The sequence below is a fragment of the Micromonospora andamanensis genome, from assembly GCF_016863495.1.
Classification (GTDB): Bacteria; Actinomycetota; Actinomycetes; order Mycobacteriales; family Micromonosporaceae; genus Micromonospora; species Micromonospora andamanensis.
Window position 1 is genome coordinate 270,139 of sequence record NZ_BOOZ01000004.1, and the last position, 19,188, is coordinate 289,326.

Below are 19,188 nucleotides of genomic sequence, written 5' to 3' on the forward strand. Positions count from 1 at the left end.
CGCACCGGCCGGGAGGGGCCTGGGAGCATCGGGGCGCGGCGTATGCCGCGCCCCGACTTCGTCGTGTGGTGGTCGGGTTCAGCCGGTGCTGGGGCGGGCCCGGACGTGCAGGCGTTCGCCCTGCGGGCCGTATAGGTTGAGCACCTCGGTGGGTCCGGGGCCGGGGTTGGTGACGCAGTGCGGCACCCGGGTGTCGAATTCGGCCACCTCGCCGGGCGCGAGGAGCAGGTCGTGGCCGCCGAGGCGTAGTCGGAGCTGGCCGGAGAGCACGTACAGCCACTCGTAGCCTTCGTGGGACTGTGGTTGCGGGTCGGCGGGGGTGTGCGGGGGCAGGATCTGTTTGAACGCCTGCAGGCCACCGGGGCGGCGGGTCAGCGGCAGGAAGGTCATGCCGTGCCGGACGATGGGCCGGGGGCGGACCCGGGGGTCGCCGACGGCGGGGGCGCCGACGAGTTCGTCAAGGGGCACCTGGTGGGCGCGGGCCAGTGGCAGCAGTAGTTCCAGGGTGGGGCGGCGTTGTCCGGATTCGAGCCGGGACAGGGTGCTCACCGAGATGCCTGTGGTGTCGGCGAGTTCGGTGAGGGTGGTGCCGCGCTGTTTGCGCAGGGCGCGCAGTCGGGGGCCGACCGCTGCCAGCACCGCCGCCTCCTCGTTTGCCATAACGGCAAGATTACTTGTCGATCGGCTGGTGTGGTTGCAGGGTGTGAGGCATCACCGACGAGGGGGCGGACATGGACGACAGGTACGACGTGGTGGTGGTCGGCGGCGGGGCCGCCGGGTTGGCCGGGGCGCTGGCGCTGGCCCGGGCGCGGCGCAGTGTGCTGGTGGTGGACGCGGGGGAGCCGCGTAACGCGCCGGCCGCCGCGGTGCACAACTATCTCGGGCGGGAGGGCACTCCACCTGGGGAGCTGATGGCTGTGGGCCGGGCGGAGGTCACCGCGTACGGCGGGCAGGTGGTGGCCGGCCGGGTCGACGCCGTCTCCCGCGATGACAGGGGCTTCGTGGTGACTGTCGACGGCGGGCGTGTGGTGCGGGCCCGGCGGTTGCTCGTCACCACCGGGCTGGTGGACGAGCTGCCCGAGGTGCCCGGGTTGACCGAGCGGTGGGGGCGCGATGTGTTGCACTGCCCGTACTGCCACGGTTGGGAGGCCCGGGACCAGCGGATCGGGGTGCTGGCCACCACCGGGCCGCTGGCTGTCCACGCGGCGAAGTTGTGGCGGCAGTGGAGCCCGCACGTGCGGTTGCTGCTGCACGAGGCCCCGGCGCCGGGGCCGCAGGAGGCCGAGGAGTTGGCGGCCCGCGGCGTCGCCGTGGTGCCGGGGCGGGTCGTCGCGGTGGAGAGCGCCGGGGACCGGCTGACCGGGGTGCGGTTGGCCGACGGGGAGTTTGTGGAACTCGACGCGGTGGTGGTGGCCGCGCGGATGACGGCCCGCTCGGCGCTGCTGGAGTCGCTGGGCCTGGAGCCGGTGGACGTGGAGCACGCCGGGCAGGTCATCGGCAGGCGGATCCCGGCCGACGCCAACGGTGCCACCGACGTGCCGGGGGTGTGGGTGGCCGGCAACGTGACAGATGTGACAGGTCAGGTGATCCGGGCCGCCGGGGCCGGCCTCACCGCCGGAGCGATGATCAACATGGATCTGGTGGAGGAGGACACCCGCGACGCCGTGGCCGAGCACCGGCGGCAGCGGGAAACCATGTTCACCGAGGCGGCGTGGGAGGAGCGCTACCGGTCCAAGCCGGCGGTGTGGAGCGGTCGACCCAACCCGCAGTTGGTCAGCGAGGTCACCGGGCTGGCGCCCGGTCGGGCACTGGACGTGGGCAGCGGTGAGGGCGCCGACGCGGTGTGGCTGGCCGAGCGGGGCTGGCAGGTCCACGCGGTGGACATCTCCAGTGTCGCGTTGCAGCGGGCCGCCGGCCAGGCGCGGGCCGCCGGTGCCGAGGTGGCCGCCCGGATCGAGTGGACCCAGGCCGACCTGACGGCGTGGTCACCGCCGTCGGACGCGTACGACCTGGTGTCGGCGCAGTTCATGCACCTGCCGCCGCAGCCACGTCGGGAGGTGTTCGGTCGGCTGGCCGACGCGGTCGCCCCCGGTGGCCTGCTGCTGATCGTCGGGCATCACCCGCGGGACCTGCGTAGCACGGCTCACCGAATGCACTACCCGGAGATGATGTACACCGCCGAGCAGATCGCCGCGGAGCTGGACCCGGCGCGTTTCGAGGTGCTGACCGCGCAGGCCCGCCCCCGGACGGTGACCGATCCGGACGGACGCGACATCACGGTGCACGACGCCGTCCTGGTGGCCCGCCGCCGGTGACGGTGGCGCGGACGCCGCCCCGGCGCCGCGTGTCGGCCGGTGGCCGGGCGCTCGGTCACGGCGGCCGGGTAGCCTTCGGCGCGTGATCGCGTCCGACCCGCCCGTGACGACCGTGGACCGCGCCACCGGGCCCCACCCGCCGCCACCGGCACAGGTGGCGGGTCCGGTGCGCCTGCCGGTGGCCGTGGCCATGGCGGTGGCCGCCGGCCTGGCGCTGCTGCTGGCCTTCCCGCCGTACGGGTGGTGGCCGCTGGCGCCGGTCGGTGTGGCGCTGCTGGCCGCCGCGACCCACCGGCGGCGGCTGCGGGCCGGCGCTGGTCTGGGCTTCCTGACCGGTGTGACCCTGTTCGCGCCGATGCTGGCGTGGACGAACCTGCACACCGGTTACCTGCCGTGGGTGCTGCTGTCGTTGTTGCAGGCCGGCTACCTGGCGGTGCTGGGGATGGCCACGGCGTGGGTGTCGCCGCTGGCCGACCGGTTCCCGGCGGTGTGGCCGGCGCTGACCGGTGTGCTGTGGGTGGGGCAGGAGGCGCTGCGCGACCGGACACCGTTCGGTGGGTTCCCGTGGGGGCGGCTGGCCTTCGGTCAGGACGGCTCGCCGTTGCTGCGGCTGGCTTCGGTGGGTGGCGCGCCGCTTGTGACGTTCGCGGTGGCGCTGACCGGTGGGCTGCTGGTCGCCGGGGCCTGGTGGACGGTGCGGGCCCGCGCCACCGGCGGGCCACGATGGTGGGCGCCGGCGGCCGGGTGCGCCGCGACGGTCCTGCTGCTGCTCGCCGGTGGGCTGCTGGTGCCGGTGGCCACGACCCGCGACACGGCGAGCGTGACGGTGGCGATCGTGCAGGGCAACGTGCCGCGGCTCGGGTTGGACTTCAACGCCCAGCGGCAGGCCGTGCTCGACAACCACGTGGACGCCACCATCGCCCTGGCCGGTGAGGTCGCCGCCGGCAGCCGGCCCCGACCGGATCTGGTGGTGTGGCCGGAGAACTCCAGTGACATCGACCCGCTGCGCAACGCCTCGGCCGGGGCCCGGATCTCCGCCGCCGCGGACGCCGTGGGTGTGCCGATCCTGGTCGGTGCGGTGCTGTTCGGGCCGGAGCGGGGGCAGGTGCGCAACGCGGGGCTGTTGTGGCGTCCGGGCAGCGGCCCCGACCTGGATCAGCTGTACATCAAACGTCACCCGGTGCCGTTCGCCGAGTACGTGCCGTTGCGGCGGATCGCCCGGATGGTCAGCGACCAGGTCGACCGGGTCCGGGCCGACTTCGTGGCCGGCACCGAGCCGGGGGTGGTCGACAGCGGGCCGGTGGTGCTGGGGGACGTGATCTGCTTCGAGGTGGCCTACGACGGGCTGGTCCGGGACACGGTCGTCGGCGGGGCGCAGCTGCTTGTGGTGCAGACGAACAACGCCACCTTCGACGAGGCCGAGGCGCGTCAGCAGCTGGCCATGGTGCGGTTGCGGGCGGTCGAGCACGGGCGTGCGGCGTTGATGGCCTCCACGGTCGGGGTGTCCGGGTTCGTCGCCCCGGACGGGCGGGTAAGCGACGCCACCGGGTTCAACACCCGCGCGGTCGTGGTGCGTCAGCTGCCACTGGCCGAGGGACGCACGCTGGCCACCCGGGTCGGGGTGCTGCCCGAGGCGCTGCTGGCCGCGCTGGCGGTGGCCGCGCTGGCCGGTGCCCTGGTGCTGCGGCGCCGGCGGGACGGCCGATCCGCACAGGTGGCCGCCCACCCGGGGTGAAGGGGGCAGCGGTGATACGCGGAACCGACATCCGTCCGGTGATGACAGGGGTGCCCGGCGTGGGTCGGGTACTGGTGGTCATTCCCACCTACAACGAGGCCGACAACGTCACAGCGATCGTGCGGCGGGTTCGCCGGGCCGCACCGCAGGTGGAGATCCTCGTCGCCGACGACAACAGTCCCGACGGCACGGGGGCGATCGCCGAGGGCATCGCGCGCGCCGATCAGCGGGTGCACGTGCTGCACCGGGAAGGCAAGCAGGGGCTCGGCGCGGCGTACCTGGCGGGGTTCGCGTGGGCGCGGCGGCGGGGCTTCGACGCGGTGGTGGAGATGGACGCCGACGGCTCACACGCCCCGGAGGACCTGCCGGCGTTGCTGGCGGCGGCCCGGGACGCCGACGTGGTGATCGGGTCGCGGTGGACCCGGGGGGCACGGGTGGTCAACTGGCCGCTGCGGCGGCTGCTGTTGTCGCGGTGCGGGAACCTGTACGCGCGGCTGGCGTTGGGGATGCCGGTAGCCGACGCCACCGGCGGCTACCGGGTGTACCGGGCCGGGGTGCTTGACGCGTTGGACCTGGACTCGGTGTGTTCGCAGGGGTATTCGTTCCAGGTGGAGCTGTCCCGGCTGGCCCACCGGGCGGGTGCGCGGATCGTGGAGGTGCCGATCACGTTCGCTGAGCGGGAACGGGGCGCGAGCAAGATGAGTCCGCTGATCGTGGTCGAGGCATTGTGGCGGATCACCGGCTGGGCGGTACGGGACAGGCGTACGGCGGTGCGGCGTGGGCTGCACGCGGCCACGGCCGGGCAGGCGCGGTGGCCCTGAGCGGCGGCGTGTCATGCTGGACGCACGGGACGGCTGCGCCGCCGGGGCGGGCCGCGACGACGACGCGCCGTGAGGCGGATGAGGTGATATGCGCCGAGCACTGAGGTTCGTACCGTTGGCTCTGCTGGTGTCCGTGGCCGTGGAGATCGCCGTGTTCGTGGTGGTGGGGCGGGCGCTCGGGTTCGGTGCGGCGACGCTGCTGGTGTTCGCGGCCTCGCTGCTGGGGCTGGTGCTGCTGCGTCGGGAGGGCGTGCGGGCCTGGCGGGGCTTCCGGGAGGCGGCACAGTCGGGTCGGCCACCCGGCCGGCAGGTGACCGATGGGCTGGTGGGGCTGCTCGGTGCCCTGCTGTTGGCGACCCCGGGGCTGGTCAGCGGTCTGGTGGGGTTGCTGCTGCTGGTGCCGCCGATGCGGCGGCTGGTCCGGGGTGGGGTGCAGCGGGCGGCCGAGCGCCGGGTGTCGTCGATGACCGCCGGTGACCTGTTCGGGCCCCGTCGGGTGCGGGTGTACCGGGGTGGGCCGCAGCAGCCGACGCAGACCCCGCCGACGCCGCCACCGACCGCCACTCCGGTACGTCCGGTGGTCGAGGGGGAAGCCATCGAGGGCGAGATCGTGGAACCGCGCTAGCCGGTGCGTTGTGCCTGGCTTACGCACAACGGTGCCCCCGGGACATCCCGGGGGCACCGTTGACGTTTCCGGTCAGGCGCGACCGCGGCGGGTGCGGACCTCCTGCAGCCGCTCGGCGAGGATGTCCTCCAGTTCGGCGATCGAACGCCGCTCCAGCAGCATGTCCCAGTGGGTACGCGGCGGCTTGGCCTTCTTCTGCTCCGGCTCGCTGCCGTCGACAAGTCGGGCGACGCTGCCGTCGAACTTGCACTCCCAGGTGGTCGGCACCTCGGCGTCGACGGCGAACGGCACCTCGAACTGGTGACCCTTGGCGCACAGGTACTCGCGGGTCTGCCGCGGCGCGAGCTCCGTGTTGCGGTCGGATTCGTAGCTGACCGCGCCCAGTCGGCTACCGCGCAGCATACGCTCGCCCATGATCGACTTCCCCTCTTCGGTGGTGCAGGTCCTATCGGTGTAACGGTCCGTCTTCGCCGGGCCATTCCCGCTACCCGCGCCTCGACGCCCCGTTGGACCCGGGTGCGCAGTCAAGGGTAGCCGGCCATGACGTACGCCCGGCGGTGGTCGTCCCGGCCGGGTCGTCTCGGCGGACCGTCGCCGCCAGCAGGAATGGTAACCGCCCCGGTCCTCTTTCGCGGTGCGGCGCCGCGCCGGCGGGTCGGGTACCCGCTCGCCGTGGTCAGCCGCCGCGTGGCGTCGGTGGCAGCGGCAACGGCAGCCCGGGCAGGCCGTCGATGCTTGTGGCGATGTCGGCCTTGCCGGCGAAGTAGGCGTCGAGCGAGGTGTCGTCCTCCCGGGCGAAACGCCTGGCGTGCAGGTCCCGGTCGGTGTCGTAGGTCATCAACGGGACCGCGTAGCCGCAGGTGTCGCGGATCAGTCTGGCGTGCACCACGATGATCGCCCGAAGGCCGTGCTGGGCGGTGTCGATGTCCGGGAAATGTGCCAGCAGGTCGGGGAAGCGGGGATCGTCACGGAACACCGGCTCACCCCGGCCGTGCACCCGGACGATGTTCGGCGGGCCGGAGAAGGCGCACCACATCAGGGTGATCCGGCCGTTCTCCCGTAGGTGGGCGATGGTCTCGGCGTTGCTGCCGGCGAAGTCCAGGTAGGCCACGGTCTGCTCGTCGAGCACCGCGAGGCAGCCGCGCAGGCCCTTCGGAGAGAGGTTGACGGTGCCGTCGCCGGCCAGTGGCGCGGTCGCGGTGAAGAACATCGGCTGCGCCTCGATGAACTCCCGCAGCCGCCCCTCGATGCGCTCATGCGTCTTACCCATGACGCCATCCTCCCTCACCCACGCCCGCCGCTCATGCAGTTATGGCGGTCGATTTGTCTGAATGGCGGCTCTTCTGGGGTGCCACAACTGCATGATCGACGCTCGGAGGGGGTCAGGGGGTGGGGCGGGTGAGGGCGGTGGCCAGGTCGGCGACCTTCGCGGCGAGCTGCGCCACCCGCTCCCGGGCGTCGTCCCGGTCGGCCTCGGTGGCGCGCAGGCGTACGGTCAGCTCGCTCACCTGGCGCTCGGCGGCGCCGAGCGTGGCTCGCAGGCCGGCCAGTTCCTCGCCCAACCGGTCGGCGCGGCCGGCGAGCGCGGCCTGCTGCTCACCGGCCTGACGGACCTGCTCCCGCGCCCTCTCACGGTCGGTGTCGGCCTGCGTCCGTGCCTGCTCCGCCCGTTCGGCCTCGTCGCGGGCCGAGGCCGACTCCGCCTGCGCCTGCGCAGCCTCGGCCCGGGCCCGCTCAGCCTCCGCCCGGGCCTGCTCGGCGGCGGCTCGCGTCTGGTCCACCTCGGCCCGCAGTCGGTCGGCCTCGGCGAGCGCCTCGGCGGTGGCGCCCGCGGCCCGCTCCGCCGCGGTACGGGCGGCGTCCCGGTCGGCGGCCAGGTCACCGCTGCGACGTCGTTCGTCGGCCAGCTCGGCGCGCACCGACGCCAGCTGGGCGCGGGTGGCGTCCCGGTCGGCCTCGGCCTGCGCCCGCAGCGCCTGCGCGGCGGCGGCCTCCCGGCGCGCCTCGTCCCGGGCTGTCTCCGCGTCCTGCGCCAGGTGCTCGGCGGCGGCGGCCTGCTCGCTGGCGTGGGCGGCCTCGGCCCGGGCGGTGTCGCGCTCGGCGGTCGCCGCCTGCGCCTGCCGGCGCTGCCGCTCGGCCTGCGCCGCGGCGTCCTCGGCGGCCCGCAGCGCCTCGTCGCGTTCGGTCTGCGCCGCCGCGATCTCCCCGGCGGTCTCCGCGCGTAGCTGCGACAGCTGCCGCTGCACCCCGGCCGGGGACAGCTCGGCGTGCAGCGCCTCGGTCAGGGTCGCCACGATCTGGTCGAGCCGGTCCACCGCTTCCCAGGTCCGGGCCACCTGCCCGGGCAGCCCCGGAGCGTTGCGGTGACGCATCCGGCTGTTACGGGAGGCCCGCTGGCAGGCGCCGTCGTTGTCCCGGCAGTACCGGAAGGGGCGGCCAGCGCCGGCCCGCTGCGGCACGTCACGCCCGCAGTGGGCGCAGGGCCGGATGTCGGCGGCGGAAGTCTGCTGAGCGTCCATCGAACGCGGAGTCTAGTGCGCCGCCCGGCAACGCCGACGAGGTCGCGGACCCGGTCGGAACGTCACCGGGTGAACGACACCTCGATCGGCTCACCGGCGGTCACCTGTCGTACCGTCTCGCCGTACGGGCTGCCGACCCGCAGCCGTCGGGTGAGCGCCGAGACCAGCCGGGCCCGTACCGAGCCGGGTCGCCAGGTCACCTCCTCGACGGTGACCCGCCCGGGGAGGCACACCCCGCGCAGTGTCCCGCGCGGCAGCCCCGGCAGCGGTGCCGGCAACAGCCGCAGCCGACCGGACCGCCCCTGCACCAGCGACTCGATGAGCACGGCCGGCAGGGCGTGCGCGGCATCGGCGTTGTAGGTGACCCGCCCCGGGTTGTGCGCGCTCATCAGCGACCGGAAGAACATGTCGTTGCCGACGATCTTCAGTAGATTCGCCTCGACAAGTGGCCCGTCGTGCAGCCGGGCGGCGGCCAGCGCCCGGTGCAGGCTGCCGTGCGCGGACAGGTTCTCGTCGCCCCGGCGGCGCAGCGCCCGGTGTGCGGCGGTGGCCAGCTCCGGCGTGTCCTCGGGATTGATCTCGCCCAGCGGCCACACCGGATACAGGTGGCTGACGTGGCGGTGGTCCTCGTCGGCCCGGTAGCCCGGCCATGCCCACTCGGTCAACGCCCCGTCGTCGTCGACCCGGTACGGCGGCAGCCGCGCCGCCAGCCGCGCCCACCGCCGCTCGCCGGTCAGCGCGGCGGCCACGGCGAACGCGTGCCGCGCCGCGGCGATGTCCATCGTGGCGTTCACCGCCGCCGGCACCGCCGTGCCCGCCGGGTCGAGCGGTCCCGTCTCCGCCGAGTACGACGGCACGAACCCCCACCTCCCGCCCGCGGTGCTGGTCAGCACGTCGGCGAAGAACTCGGCCACCTCCACCAGCCAACCCGCCACCTCACCCAGCGGCGCCCCGGTCACCAGGTGCCGCTCGTAGAGCGGGAACAGCAGCCAGTGCGCGCCCGGCAGCCACGCCGCGAACGGCCAGTCCGGATGCATGTGGAACAGGTGACCGTGCTCGCCGTCGGTGCGGCTGGGCGCGAGCAGCCCACGCGCCCCGTAGATCGCGCGGGCGTTGCGTCGCCAGTGTCCGACCTGGGCCCGCACCAGGCGGGCGTGTGCCGCGGTGACCTCCGGCAGGGCCGCCAGGTTCGCCGAGGCGAGTTGCAGGTTCAGGTTGGCGTCGGTGGTGAAGTCACCGGCCCAGGCCGCGTCCCACGAACCGAGCCACAGCCCGGTCAGCCGGGGCGGCAGCACACCGCTGGCGCTGAGCAACAGGTAGCGGCCGGCGTGGAACAGCCGCTCCACAAACGCCGCGTCCAGGGTGCGCGGGTCGGCGGCCTGCCGGGCCAGCAGCTCACCGACCGGCAACGCCCGCTGCGCCGCCGGTACCGCCAGGTCCAGTTCGACCCGCCGGTACGCCGGGGTGTGCCGGGCCGCGTGCCGGGCGAGCAGGTCGTCGTAGCGGGCCTGCCGGTAACGGGTCAGTCGGCGGACCAGCCCTCCGGTACGCCACCGGTCCTGCGGGCGGTCGAGCACCGTCAGCAGCAGGGCCGGTCCGTCGACGCGCACCACGTCCCCGTCGATCTCGACCGCGCCGCGCAGCAGGGTCAACCCCTCGAAGCCGTACGCGGCGCTGACTGTCGGGTAGCGGGCCCGCACCCGTAGGAACACCAACCCGTCGCGGCGGTACGCCGACACCGCGTAACGCAGCCCGGCGGGTCGGCCGGGCAGGTCACCTGTCACACCGACCCGGCAGACACCCATGTCCAGCCGGGTGACGACAAGCCGGTCGGTACGCGAGACGAACGAACGCCGGCCGCCGCCGGCCCACCGCACGACGACCTCACCGGTGTCGAAGTCGGTGTACCTGCGGTAGTCAGCCACAGGTGCGTCGTCGGCGTCGACGGTGAGGGCGAAGCCGGGATGGAACGACTGCGTCCAGCGCAGGACACCGTCACCGGCCAGCAGCCGGCTGGCCGCCGCCCGGCGGTCGGCCAGGATCAGCCGCCGGATCCGGGGCAGCAGCGCGGCCAGGTGCGGCGCACGGGCGTCGTGGGTGCCGTTGGGCAGCACGAACCGGTGGTGGTTGATCACGATGCGTTCGGCGTACGGGTCGCCGTGCACCATGATCCCGTACTCGCCGTTGCCGGCGAGCAGTGCGTCCTGCCAGTCGGCCGCCGGTACGGTGTCCCAGATCCGGTGAACCGGACCGGTCACCGGGCCGCCGCCCGGGCGTCGTACGCCGCCGACGTGGCGGTCGCGCTGGCCGTGCTGTCCCGCACGGTCAGCCGGGGTTCCAGCAGCGTCACCTGCGGTGTCGGTTCGTCCTGCAACTTACGCATCAGCAGCGACACGGCCTGCCTGCCGATCTCCTCGGCGGGTACCGGCACCGAGGTCAGGCGCGGGCTGGCGTGTTCGGCGAACTGGTCCGGGCAGACCGCCACCACCGACACGTCGTCGGGCACCCGTCGGCCCAGCGCGGCCAGCGCCGCCTGCACCGGGCCCACCGCCGCCTCGTTCTGCACCACCAGACCGGACAGCTCCGGCTGCCGGGCGAACAGCTCCACCACCCGGCTGTGCACCTCGGCAGCGTTCTCCTCACAGGGCATCGTCACCGCCTCGACGCCGTGCCGGGCCGCCGCCTCGACCACGCCCGCGCGGGTGCGGTGGGCGAAACCGGTGCCCCGGTCGTAGACGGCGGCCGGGGCACCGAGCAGCGCGACGCGGCGGTGACCGAGCCCCGCCAGGTGGTCCACGCAGACCTGCCCGGCCCGGTGGAAGTCCAGGTCCACGCAGGTCAGTCCGTCGGTGTCGGCGGGCAGGCCGATCAGCACGCTCGGTCGTCCCAGCTCGCGCAGCAGCGGCACCCGCACGTCGTGCAGCTCCACGTCCATCACCAGCACCCCGTCCACCAGGGCGCCGGCGGCGATGCGGTGCAACCCCTGCGGACCCTCGTCGGAGGTCAGCAGCAGCACGTCGTGGTCGTGGCTGCGGGCGGAGGTCACCACCGCGGTGGCGAACTGCATCACCACCGGCACCTGGATGCCCGAGCGCAGCGGCAGCACCAGCGCGATGACGTTGGCGCGTCGGCTGGCCAGCGCCCGCGCCCCGGCGTTCGGGTGGTAGCCGAGCAGCCGGACGCTGGCCAGTACCCGGTTGCGGGTCAGCTCGGAGATGGCCCGTTTGCCGCTGAGCACGTACGACACGGTGCTCACGGCGACACCGGCGTGGCGGGCCACGTCGGCGATGGTGGGCTGGCCGGACGGCACCCGGCCGCGCCCGCTCACCGGACTCCGCTCGTGGCGTGCGGCCGGGCCGGCCGCGCCACCGGCTCACCGTGTACGGCCACGGCGCCGACAAGTCGCACGTCGGTCGCGGAGCGTCCGACCATGACGGTGTGGGTGGCGTCCTCCACCACGGTGCCGCCCCGGTCGGCGTCCCACCAGCTCAACTCGGCGCTGCGTAGCCGCAGCGTGACGGTACGGCGTTCACCGGGGGCGAGCACGACCCGGGCGAAGTCGCGCAGCTGGCGCAGTGGCTGCTTGACCCGGGAGCGTCGTTGCCGGGTGTAGAGCTGCACCACCTCCACTCCGGGGCGGTCACTGGTGTTCGTGACGTCCACACTCACCTCGACCACCTCGCCGACGCTCACCGACGTGGCGCTCAGCCGCAGGTCGCGGTAGTCGAAATCGGCGTAGGACAGGCCGTGCCCGAACGGGTACAGCGGATCGCCCCGGTAGTACAGGTAGGTGGAGTCCGCCCCGATAACGTCGTAGTCGAGCAGGTCAGGCAGGTCGGCGACGTCGGCGTACCAGGTCTGGGTGAGCCGGCCGCCGGGATCGACGTCGCCGAGGAGCACCTCGGCCAGGGCGTGACCGTGTTCCTGCCCGCCGTGCGCCGACCAGAGCACCGCCGGCAGCTGCTCCTGCGCCCACCGCAGGGCGTACGGGTAGCTGCTGGTCACCACAAGCACGGTGCGCGGATTGGCGGCGTGCACGGCGCGCAGCATCGCCTCCTGCCGGGCCGGCAGGGACAGGTCGAGGCGGTCCTCGGTCTCCCGCCCGTTGACCATCGGGTGGTTGCCGAGTGTCACCACCGCGACGTCGGCGGCGGCGGCCAGCTCGGCGGCCCGCGCCGCCCCGTCGACGACCAGGTCGATGTCGAAGGCGGTGCCGGCCTGCCGGTCGTCACCGTCGACCCGCAGCCGACCGTCCCGGTCCACCGTGACGTACCTGTCGGTGGCCAGGTGGCGCAGCAGCACCGCGCCGCCGGGCAGCGGGTCGAACTGGAAGGTCTCCCGGACCACCCAGCCGCCAGGACCGGACCTGTCGTTGACAAGCGCGCCGTCGTCGTCGACGCCGACGTGACGGCCGTTGCCGACGGCCCGCAACGCCACAGTGTCCCGCCCCCAGTCGAACACGTCGAACCAGGCGGCGTCGACGCCGAGGCGCAACGGCCCACCCTCGGCCTCGTTCGGGCACCCCACGAAACGGTCACCGACCCGCAGGGCGATCCGGTCGGCGCCGGGATGGGTGGTGACCTGCGGCAGCCGCTGCGCCAATCCCTGACAGGTGTCGACCGCGTACGGCAGGGTGCCGCTGTACCAGTCGGTGTGCACCACGTCGGCGAGCGGACCGAGCACGGCGATCCGCACACCGGGCGCCAACGGCAGCAACCCACTGTTGCGCAGCAGCACGATGGACTGCCGGGCGGCCTCCCGGGCCAGGTTCCGGTGGGCCGGGCAGTCGATCACCTCCGGGCCGGTCGTCGCGTACGGGTCGGTGGCCGGCGGATCGAGGTCGCCCAGCCGCATCCGGATGGTGAGGATCCGACGGACCGCGCGGTCCACGTCCGACTCGGTGATCAGTCCACGGTTCAGGGCTTCGGTCAGATGCCGTCGGGTGGGTCCGCTGTCGGCGTCGTCCTCGGTGAAGCTGTCGATCCCGGCGCGCAGCGCCGCGGCGAACCCGCTGACGTGGTCGGGCAGGTGGCCCTGCAGGCCGGCGATGTTGCTCACCGCGCCCGCGTCACCGACCACCAGGACCTCGCCGGGGGCCCAGCGACGCAGTTCGCTGTCGATGAGCGGGCTCAGGTGCGCCGGAACCCCGTCGACCAGGTTGTAGCTGGCCATCGCGGCGACCGCCGCGTCGGCGGCGAGGGGGGCGCGGAACGCCGGCAGTTCGTACTCGTGCAGCACCCGGGGTGGCAGGTCGCTGGAGGTGGTGGCCCGGTCGGTCTCGTTGTTGTAGCCGAGGAAGTGCTTGACCGTGGGGGCGGTACGCAGCCGCTCGGGATGCCCGCCGCGTAGACCCTGGGCGTAGGCGGTGGCGAGCCGGCCGGTCAGCCACGGGTCCTCCGACCAGCCTTCCTCGTTGCGTCCCCACCGTGGATCGCGCAGCGGGTTGACCACCGGCGCCCACACGTTGAGGCCGACGCGCTGCGGGTCGGCGTGGTGTTTGGCGCGTACCTCGTCGCCGACGGCGTCACCGACGGCCCGGACAAGCTCGGGGTTCCAACTGCTGGCCAGGCCGATGGCCTGGGGGAAGACGGTCGCCGGGCCGAGCCAGGCGACGCCGTGCAGCGCCTCGGTGCCGGTGCGGAAGCCGGGCAGGCCGAGCCGGGGGACCGGGGCCTGCCACTGGTGCAGCAGCCCGATCTTCTCCGGCAGGGTGAGCCGGGTCAGCAGGTCGTCGACCCGGTCCTGGAGTGGGGGCGTGGTGCGGTCGGTCATGGTGGATCGCCTTCCAGTGCCCGGCGCGCCGGAGGTCGAAGCGCTTCGACGGCGGATGGCCGAGCGGCCTCGCAGGTCATGGTGGGGTGACGGTCGTCGGCCCGGACGCTGGCGAAGCGCTTCGACAAACCGTGGAAAGCAAGCCGCCCCGGGTGCCCGTACGGAGCGGCTCGCTTCGAGGTTGGCACCCCTCGGCGGGTCGGGTCAAGACTCCGACCGGCTGGGCACGCATCGACCGGGAGCGTGGTGGTCGGTCAGCGGGCGGGTAGCCGCCCGGCCTCGATGGTGGCCAGGGCGGCGGTGGCGCCGCCGAGCGCACCTGCGGTGTCCAGGGTGGAGGCTTCCAGGCGGCAGCCGCCGGCACCGGGGGCGTGCGCCCGGGCGGCCAGCTCCGACCGGGCCGCCGGCAGCAGCCAGGGCGCCAGGGTGGCGAGATGGTCGCCGAGCACGACGGTCTCCGGGTTCAGCAGGTCGGCCAGGACGGCGACACCACGACCGAGCTGCCGGCCGGTCTCCGCCAGGCCGCTGCACACGCCGGGGTCGTCCTGCTGGGCGAGCGCCACGATCCGCGTCAACTCCGGCAGGTAGTCGACGACCGGACCGTCGGCCTCGACGTCGGGCAGCAGTCGGCGTACCACGGCGGGCAGGCCGACCAGGGCGGTCAGGCAGCCGTGGGTGCCGCAGCCGCAGGGCGGCCCGGCGGGGTCCACCGTCAGGTGTCCGATCTCGCCGGCGAAGCCGCGTGCGCCCCGCAGCAGTCGTCCGGCGGCGATGATGCCCGCGCCGACGGTGAGCCCGCCGGTCAGGTGCACCAGGTCGCTGGTGGCCGCGTGACCGCCGTGCCGTTGTTCGGCGAGGACGGCGAGGTTGGCGACGCTGTCGACCTCGACGGCGAACTCCGGGTCCCGCAGGGCGGCGCGCAGTTCCGCCGCGACCGGGACGTCGCGCCAGCCCAGGGCGCTGGCCAGGGGTACCGCCCCGGACGGGTCGACAAGGCCGGGTACGCCGACGGTGAGGCCCAGCACGGTGCGGCCCTGGGCGGTGACCCGCCCGATCGCCCGCCGGGCGAGCGCGGTCAGGGTGCGCAGTGTCTCGGTGGGGGAGACGGTGCTCGCGGCGAAGGCGCGCCGCCAGGTCAGCAGCCGGTTGCCGCCGAGGTCGATGGCGACGGCCACCAGCTCGTCCACCCCGATCTGCAGGCCCAGGGCGGCGTACGGCTCACCGTCGAGCACCAGCATGGTGGCCGGTCGGCCGACCCGGTTCTCGGTGAGCCCGGTCTCGCGGAGCAGCCGTTGGCCGATCAGCTCGGTGACCAGGCTGGAGACGGTGGCCTTGTTCAGGCCGGTCCGCGCGGCGATGTCGGCGCGGGAGCAGGGGGCGTGCAGACGTACGTGCCGCAGCACCACCGCCCGGTTGGTGACGCGGACGTCACCGAGGTCGGTCGGCTGCGGTTCGTTGTGGATGCTGATCACGATCTGCCCGCTCCCTGCGCCGGTGTCGTGGCGCGCGTCCATCATCGCGTACCGCGCTGGCGGGACCGACCAGGCCGCCCGCGCTGTCTTGTGGGACGGATTGCCGTCGATTAGTTTGTTCGGCTAGAACCCCAACTAATCCTAGCCGGAGTCCTCCGCTCCGCAAACCGTTATCGACGACGAAGGGAGTGCGCCGTGACGCCTTCTGCGCGCACATCCACCGACCGCCGGACCATGCTGCGGCTGATCGGCCTCGGCGCCGCCGCGACCGTGGGTGGTGGTGCCCTGGCCGGTTGCAGCAAGGAAGCCGGCAGCCAGGGCAGCGCCACGAACGCCGACGCCATCAAGGCGGTGCTGCCCACCTACAAGCGGGCCGAGCTGCTCAAGCCGGACATCCCCGGCGAGGGCCCGATCCCGGACGGTTACCTCAGCTACCCGCGCGAACTCGTCGACGCGGTCACCGAGCCGCCCGGCCGGGGCGGCCCGCCGATCCAGACGATGAGCCCCTGGTGGGGCCCGACCCCGCCGCCACTGGGCCGCAACGCCTACCTGGGCGCGGTGAACGGCAAGCTCGGCGTGGAGGTCAACCCGAGCCTGCAGGACGGCCTGACCTACGCCGACAAACTCAACGCCATGCTCGGCGCCCGCGACGTGCCGGAGCTGCTGTCCGCGCCGAACTGGGAGGTGGACAAGGTCGCCCGGTTCTCCGACGCGGTGAAGGCGTTGTTCACCGACCTGACCGACCACCTCCAGGGCGACAACGCGGCGAAGTACCCGTACCTGGCGGCGCTGCCCAGCGGCGCCTGGGAGTACTCCGTCTGGGGCGGGCGGCTCTACGCCGTGCCGTTTCCCACCGACGGTCCGTTCGCGTGGGCCATGTTCTACCGCAAGGATCTGCTCGGCGCCGCCGGGCTGGCCACCCCCACCAGCCTCGACGAGCTGTACGAGTTCGGCAAGAAGGCCACCGACCCGGCCAAGGGCGTGTGGGCCTTCGGCAGCGTCTTCGAGATGATCCAGCAGTACTTCGGCTGCAACCAGACCTGGCGCAAGAAGCCCGACGGCGGTCTCCAGCACAAGTTCGAGGACCCGGCGTTCGAGGCGGCGCTGGCGTTCACCGCCCGGCTGTTCGCCGAGGGCCTGGTACACCCGGACACTGTGGAAAGCAAGGGCGAGGACGAGAAGCAGCTGTTCAACTCCGGCAAGATCCTTATGTACCGCGACGGCCTCGGTGCCTGGCAGGGCATGCAGAGCGAACGGGCCAAGGAGCTGCCCACCTTCGACATGCAGCCGCTGCCGGTCTTCGGCGGGCAGGGCGCCCAGCCGGTCATCTGGGGCAGCGAGAAGCCGATCTTCTACACCTTCCTCAAGAAGGACCTGCCCGCCGAGCGGGTCGACGAGATGCTGCGGGTGCTCAACTGGTGTGCCGCCCCGTTCGGCAGCCGCGAGTTCGAGCTGCGCGAGTACGGCGTGGAGGGACAGCACTTCACCCGGAGCGCCGACGGCACGCCGGCGCTCACCGAACTGGGCCGTAAGGAACTCGGCGCGCAGTACACCCACATCGGCGGCCGGGTGCCGGTCAAGGTGCGCAGCGGCGACACCCCGAACTACGTGCAGGACTACATCGGGTACTACCGCAAACACATCGGCCAGATGGAGCAGGACCTGTTCGCCGGGATCAAGCTGGAGCTGCCGGCGAACTGGTCGAAGATCATCCAGCCGACCGAGGACAAGATCCGCGACATCCTGCGCGGCCGTCGCCCGGTCAGCGACCTGGCCCAGGTACGTAAGGAGTTCCTCGACACCGGCGGCGAGGAGGGCCGCGCGTTCCACGAGAAGGCGCTCGCCGACAACGGCCGATGAGCGGGCAGGTGAGCGTGCCGCCGAGCGGTGCCGGGGTGCGGCCGTGAGCGCCCCCGGCACCGTCGACACCCGACCACCCGCCGGGCGTACGCCGTCACCGCGGCCGCCCCGGCGGGGTGGGCGGCGCAGCCTGCGGGTCCGGCTGCGCCGCGACTGGCCGCTGCTGGCGATGGCCGCACCGGCGGCGGTGCTGCTGCTGGTCTTCCACTACCTGCCCACGCTTGGCAACATCATCGCCTTCCAGGACTACAACCCGTTCGTCGGCGACGACCCGCTTGACGCGTTCCTCAACAGCGAATGGATCGGCTTCGGCAACTTCGAGGCGCTCTTCCGCGACCCGCTGTTCTGGGACGCGGTCCGCAACACACTGAGCATCACCGCCTTCCAGCTGGTGTTCTTCTTCCCGCTGCCGATCCTGCTGGCGCTCATCCTCAACAGCGTGGTCTCCGGGCGGCTGCGCGGCTTCGTGCAGAGCGTCGTCTACCTGCCGCACTTCTTCAGCTGGGTGCTTGTGGTGACGTTCTTCGTGCAGATGTTCGGTGGAGCCGGACTGCTGGCCCAGGAGATGCGCCAGGCCGGTCTGGAGCCCTGGGGGATCATGACCAACCCGGACACGTTCATCGTGCTGGTCACCGCCGAGGCGGTCTGGAAGGACCTGGGGTGGGGCGCGATCGTGTTCCTGGCCGCACTGTCCGCCATCGACCAGAACCTGTACGAGGCGGCGGCGGCCGACGGGGCCGGCCGGTGGCGGCGGTTGTGGCACATCACCCTGCCCGGACTGCGTCCGGTGATCGTGCTGCTGCTCATCATGCGGCTCGGCGACGCGCTCTCGGTCGGTTTCGAGCAGTTCATCCTGCAACGGGAGGCGGTCGGCCGGCAGGCGGCCGAGGTGCTCGACACGTTCGTCTACTACCAGGCGATCAGCACCCAACAGTGGGGGCTCGGCGCCGCGGCGGGCCTGTTCAAGGCGGTGGTCGGGCTGGTGCTGATCCTCACCGCCAACAAGATCGCACATCGGCTCGGTGAGCAGGGGGTGTACTCCAAGTCATGACCGCACAGCTCAGTGGGGCCGGCCCGGTGCCGGCGGCACCGGCCACAGCGGGGCCACCCGCGCCACCGCCACGGCGACGTCACCCCGGTCGTCCGGTGTGGGCGGGCCGCCCGTCGACGTCGCTGACCATCGGCAAGGGGGTCGTGCTCACCCTGCTGGTGGCGGCGGTGCTGGTGCCGCTGTGGGCGGTACTGGTCACCAGCCTCGCCTCACGCGGCACCATCGACGACGCGGGCGGCATGGTGATGATCCCCCGGGAGTTCGACCCGTCGGCGTACATCACCATCTTCAGCGGCGGCGACGTCACCCGGGCGGTGTGGGTCAGCACCCTGGTCACCGTGGCCGGCACCACGGTCAGCCTGGTGCTCACCGTGCTGGCCGCGTACGGGCTGTCCCGGCCGGGCTCGGTGGCCCACCGTGGTCTGCTGTTCTACTTCCTGCTGACGTTCCTGATCTTCCCGGGGCTGGTGCCGAGCTACCTGGTGGTGACCGGGCTGGGCCTCAAGGACAGCCTCTGGTCACTGATCCTGCCCAGCGCGATAAGCGTGTTCAACCTGGTGGTGATCCGCGCGTTCTTCATGAACGTGCCGGCCGAGCTGCTCGACAGCGCCCGCATCGACGGCGCGGGGGAGTTGCGCATCCTCACCCGGATCGTGCTGCCGTTGTCCAAGGCGGTGATCGCCGTGGTCGGGCTCTTCTACGCGGTCGGCTACTGGAACGTGTACTTCAACGCGGTGCTCTACATCGACTCCAACGACAAGTTCCCGATCCAGCGGGTGTTGCAGAGCTACATCCTGGCCGGGCAGTCGCCGAACGTCTCGGGCACGTCGGTGAACCTGCCCGGGGTGACCGCGTACCCACCGACGCTGGCGGTCAAGATGGCAGTGGTGGTCGTGACGGTCATCCCCGCGGTGATCATCTATCCGTTCGTGCAGCGTCACTTCACCAAGGGTGTGATCACCGGCGCGGTGAAGGGCTGACCGGGCGCGCCGAGCGGGTGACCCCGTCGCGCGCGGTG

At 73.0% G+C, this 19,188-nt stretch carries 15 protein-coding genes; 7 read left to right on the forward strand and 8 right to left on the reverse strand.

The window, feature by feature from the left end; all coding sequences use genetic code 11:
• Nucleotides 1-78 precede the first annotated feature (78 nt).
• Nucleotides 79-660 (reverse strand): helix-turn-helix domain-containing protein, encoded by a 582-nt coding sequence (locus tag Van01_RS06090; RefSeq protein WP_204001584.1) that lies wholly within the window; start codon nucleotides 658-660, stop codon nucleotides 79-81.
• A gap of 50 nt (nucleotides 661-710) precedes the next feature.
• Here Van01_RS06090 and Van01_RS06095 point away from each other — a divergent pair, with 50 nt between their 5' ends.
• The 4 genes from Van01_RS06095 to Van01_RS06110 all read left to right on the forward strand — a co-directional run bounded on the left by Van01_RS06095 (nucleotide 711) and on the right by Van01_RS06110 (nucleotide 5,496).
• Nucleotides 711-2,315 carry an FAD-dependent oxidoreductase gene (locus Van01_RS06095; protein WP_373306214.1) on the forward strand — a complete coding sequence of 535 codons (1,605 nt, stop codon included), beginning with the start codon at nucleotides 711-713 and terminating at the stop codon, nucleotides 2,313-2,315.
• Nucleotides 2,316-2,427: 112 nt separating this feature from the next.
• Entirely contained in the window at nucleotides 2,428-4,050 is a 1,623-nt protein-coding gene (gene lnt / locus Van01_RS06100) for an apolipoprotein N-acyltransferase (RefSeq protein ID WP_239098897.1), read from the forward strand.
• Between the two features lie 41 nt (nucleotides 4,051-4,091).
• Entirely contained in the window at nucleotides 4,092-4,871 is a 780-nt protein-coding gene (locus Van01_RS06105; RefSeq protein WP_204002035.1) for a polyprenol monophosphomannose synthase, read from the forward strand.
• 88 nt (nucleotides 4,872-4,959) lie between these two features.
• Nucleotides 4,960-5,496, forward strand: a complete 537-nt coding sequence (locus tag Van01_RS06110; RefSeq protein ID WP_204001591.1) for an FxsA family protein — start codon at nucleotides 4,960-4,962, stop codon at nucleotides 5,494-5,496.
• A gap of 72 nt (nucleotides 5,497-5,568) precedes the next feature.
• Here the strand turns inward: Van01_RS06110 and Van01_RS06115 are convergent, their stop codons facing one another.
• The 7 genes from Van01_RS06115 to Van01_RS06145 all read right to left on the reverse strand — a co-directional run bounded on the left by Van01_RS06115 (nucleotide 5,569) and on the right by Van01_RS06145 (nucleotide 15,259).
• Entirely contained in the window at nucleotides 5,569-5,910 is a 342-nt protein-coding gene (locus Van01_RS06115; protein WP_046564157.1) for an RNA polymerase-binding protein RbpA, read from the reverse strand.
• A gap of 262 nt (nucleotides 5,911-6,172) precedes the next feature.
• Complete coding sequence (locus Van01_RS06120; RefSeq protein ID WP_204001594.1) at nucleotides 6,173-6,766, reverse strand: pyridoxamine 5'-phosphate oxidase family protein; 594 nt, start codon at nucleotides 6,764-6,766, stop codon at nucleotides 6,173-6,175.
• A 112-nt stretch (nucleotides 6,767-6,878) separates the two neighbouring features.
• Entirely contained in the window at nucleotides 6,879-8,015 is a 1,137-nt protein-coding gene (locus Van01_RS06125) for a coiled-coil domain-containing protein (protein WP_204001599.1), read from the reverse strand.
• 62 nt (nucleotides 8,016-8,077) lie between these two features.
• Nucleotides 8,078-10,273, reverse strand: coding sequence for a glycosyl hydrolase family 95 catalytic domain-containing protein (locus Van01_RS06130; protein ID WP_204001602.1), 2,196 nt, complete (start codon nucleotides 10,271-10,273; stop codon nucleotides 8,078-8,080).
• A complete protein-coding gene (locus Van01_RS06135) occupies nucleotides 10,270-11,343 on the reverse strand; it encodes a LacI family DNA-binding transcriptional regulator (RefSeq protein WP_204001605.1) in 1,074 nt (357 codons plus the stop codon). The genes Van01_RS06130 and Van01_RS06135 overlap by 4 nt, the downstream gene beginning before the upstream one ends.
• A complete protein-coding gene (locus Van01_RS06140; RefSeq protein WP_204001608.1) occupies nucleotides 11,340-13,787 on the reverse strand; it encodes a glycoside hydrolase family 3 C-terminal domain-containing protein in 2,448 nt (815 codons plus the stop codon). The genes Van01_RS06135 and Van01_RS06140 overlap by 4 nt, the downstream gene beginning before the upstream one ends.
• A 254-nt stretch (nucleotides 13,788-14,041) precedes the next feature.
• Nucleotides 14,042-15,259, reverse strand: a complete 1,218-nt coding sequence (locus Van01_RS06145) for an ROK family transcriptional regulator (RefSeq protein WP_239098888.1) — start codon at nucleotides 15,257-15,259, stop codon at nucleotides 14,042-14,044.
• A gap of 195 nt (nucleotides 15,260-15,454) precedes the next feature.
• Here Van01_RS06145 and Van01_RS06150 point away from each other — a divergent pair, with 195 nt between their 5' ends.
• From Van01_RS06150 to Van01_RS06160, 3 genes are read left to right on the forward strand one after another with little or no spacing between them, the layout of a single operon-like run.
• Nucleotides 15,455-17,119, forward strand: a complete 1,665-nt coding sequence (locus tag Van01_RS06150; RefSeq protein WP_239098889.1) for an extracellular solute-binding protein — start codon at nucleotides 15,455-15,457, stop codon at nucleotides 17,117-17,119.
• A 43-nt stretch (nucleotides 17,120-17,162) separates the two neighbouring features.
• Nucleotides 17,163-18,170, forward strand: coding sequence for an ABC transporter permease (locus tag Van01_RS06155; RefSeq protein ID WP_204001611.1), 1,008 nt, complete (start codon nucleotides 17,163-17,165; stop codon nucleotides 18,168-18,170).
• On the forward strand, nucleotides 18,167-19,150 hold the full coding sequence (locus Van01_RS06160) for a carbohydrate ABC transporter permease (RefSeq protein WP_204001613.1): 984 nt from the start codon (nucleotides 18,167-18,169) through the stop codon (nucleotides 19,148-19,150). Before Van01_RS06155 ends, Van01_RS06160 begins: the two co-directional genes overlap by 4 nt.
• Nucleotides 19,151-19,188 lie beyond the last annotated feature (38 nt).

Excerpts from the sequence above, each read along its gene's own strand:
- Van01_RS06105 (WP_204002035.1), top strand. The coding sequence starts at position 4,092 with ATGACAGGGGTGCCCGGCGTGGGTCGGGTACTGGTGGTCATTCCCACC.
- Van01_RS06125 (WP_204001599.1), bottom strand. The coding sequence starts at position 8,015 with ATGGACGCTCAGCAGACTTCCGCCGCCGACATCCGGCCCTGCGCCCAC.
- Van01_RS06110 (WP_204001591.1), top strand. The coding sequence starts at position 4,960 with ATGCGCCGAGCACTGAGGTTCGTACCGTTGGCTCTGCTGGTGTCCGTG.
- Van01_RS06120 (WP_204001594.1), bottom strand. The coding sequence starts at position 6,766 with ATGGGTAAGACGCATGAGCGCATCGAGGGGCGGCTGCGGGAGTTCATC.
- Van01_RS06090 (WP_204001584.1), bottom strand. The coding sequence starts at position 660 with ATGGCAAACGAGGAGGCGGCGGTGCTGGCAGCGGTCGGCCCCCGACTG.
- Van01_RS06115 (WP_046564157.1), bottom strand. The coding sequence starts at position 5,910 with ATGGGCGAGCGTATGCTGCGCGGTAGCCGACTGGGCGCGGTCAGCTAC.
- Van01_RS06140 (WP_204001608.1), bottom strand. The coding sequence starts at position 13,787 with ATGACCGACCGCACCACGCCCCCACTCCAGGACCGGGTCGACGACCTG.
- Van01_RS06160 (WP_204001613.1), top strand. The coding sequence starts at position 18,167 with ATGACCGCACAGCTCAGTGGGGCCGGCCCGGTGCCGGCGGCACCGGCC.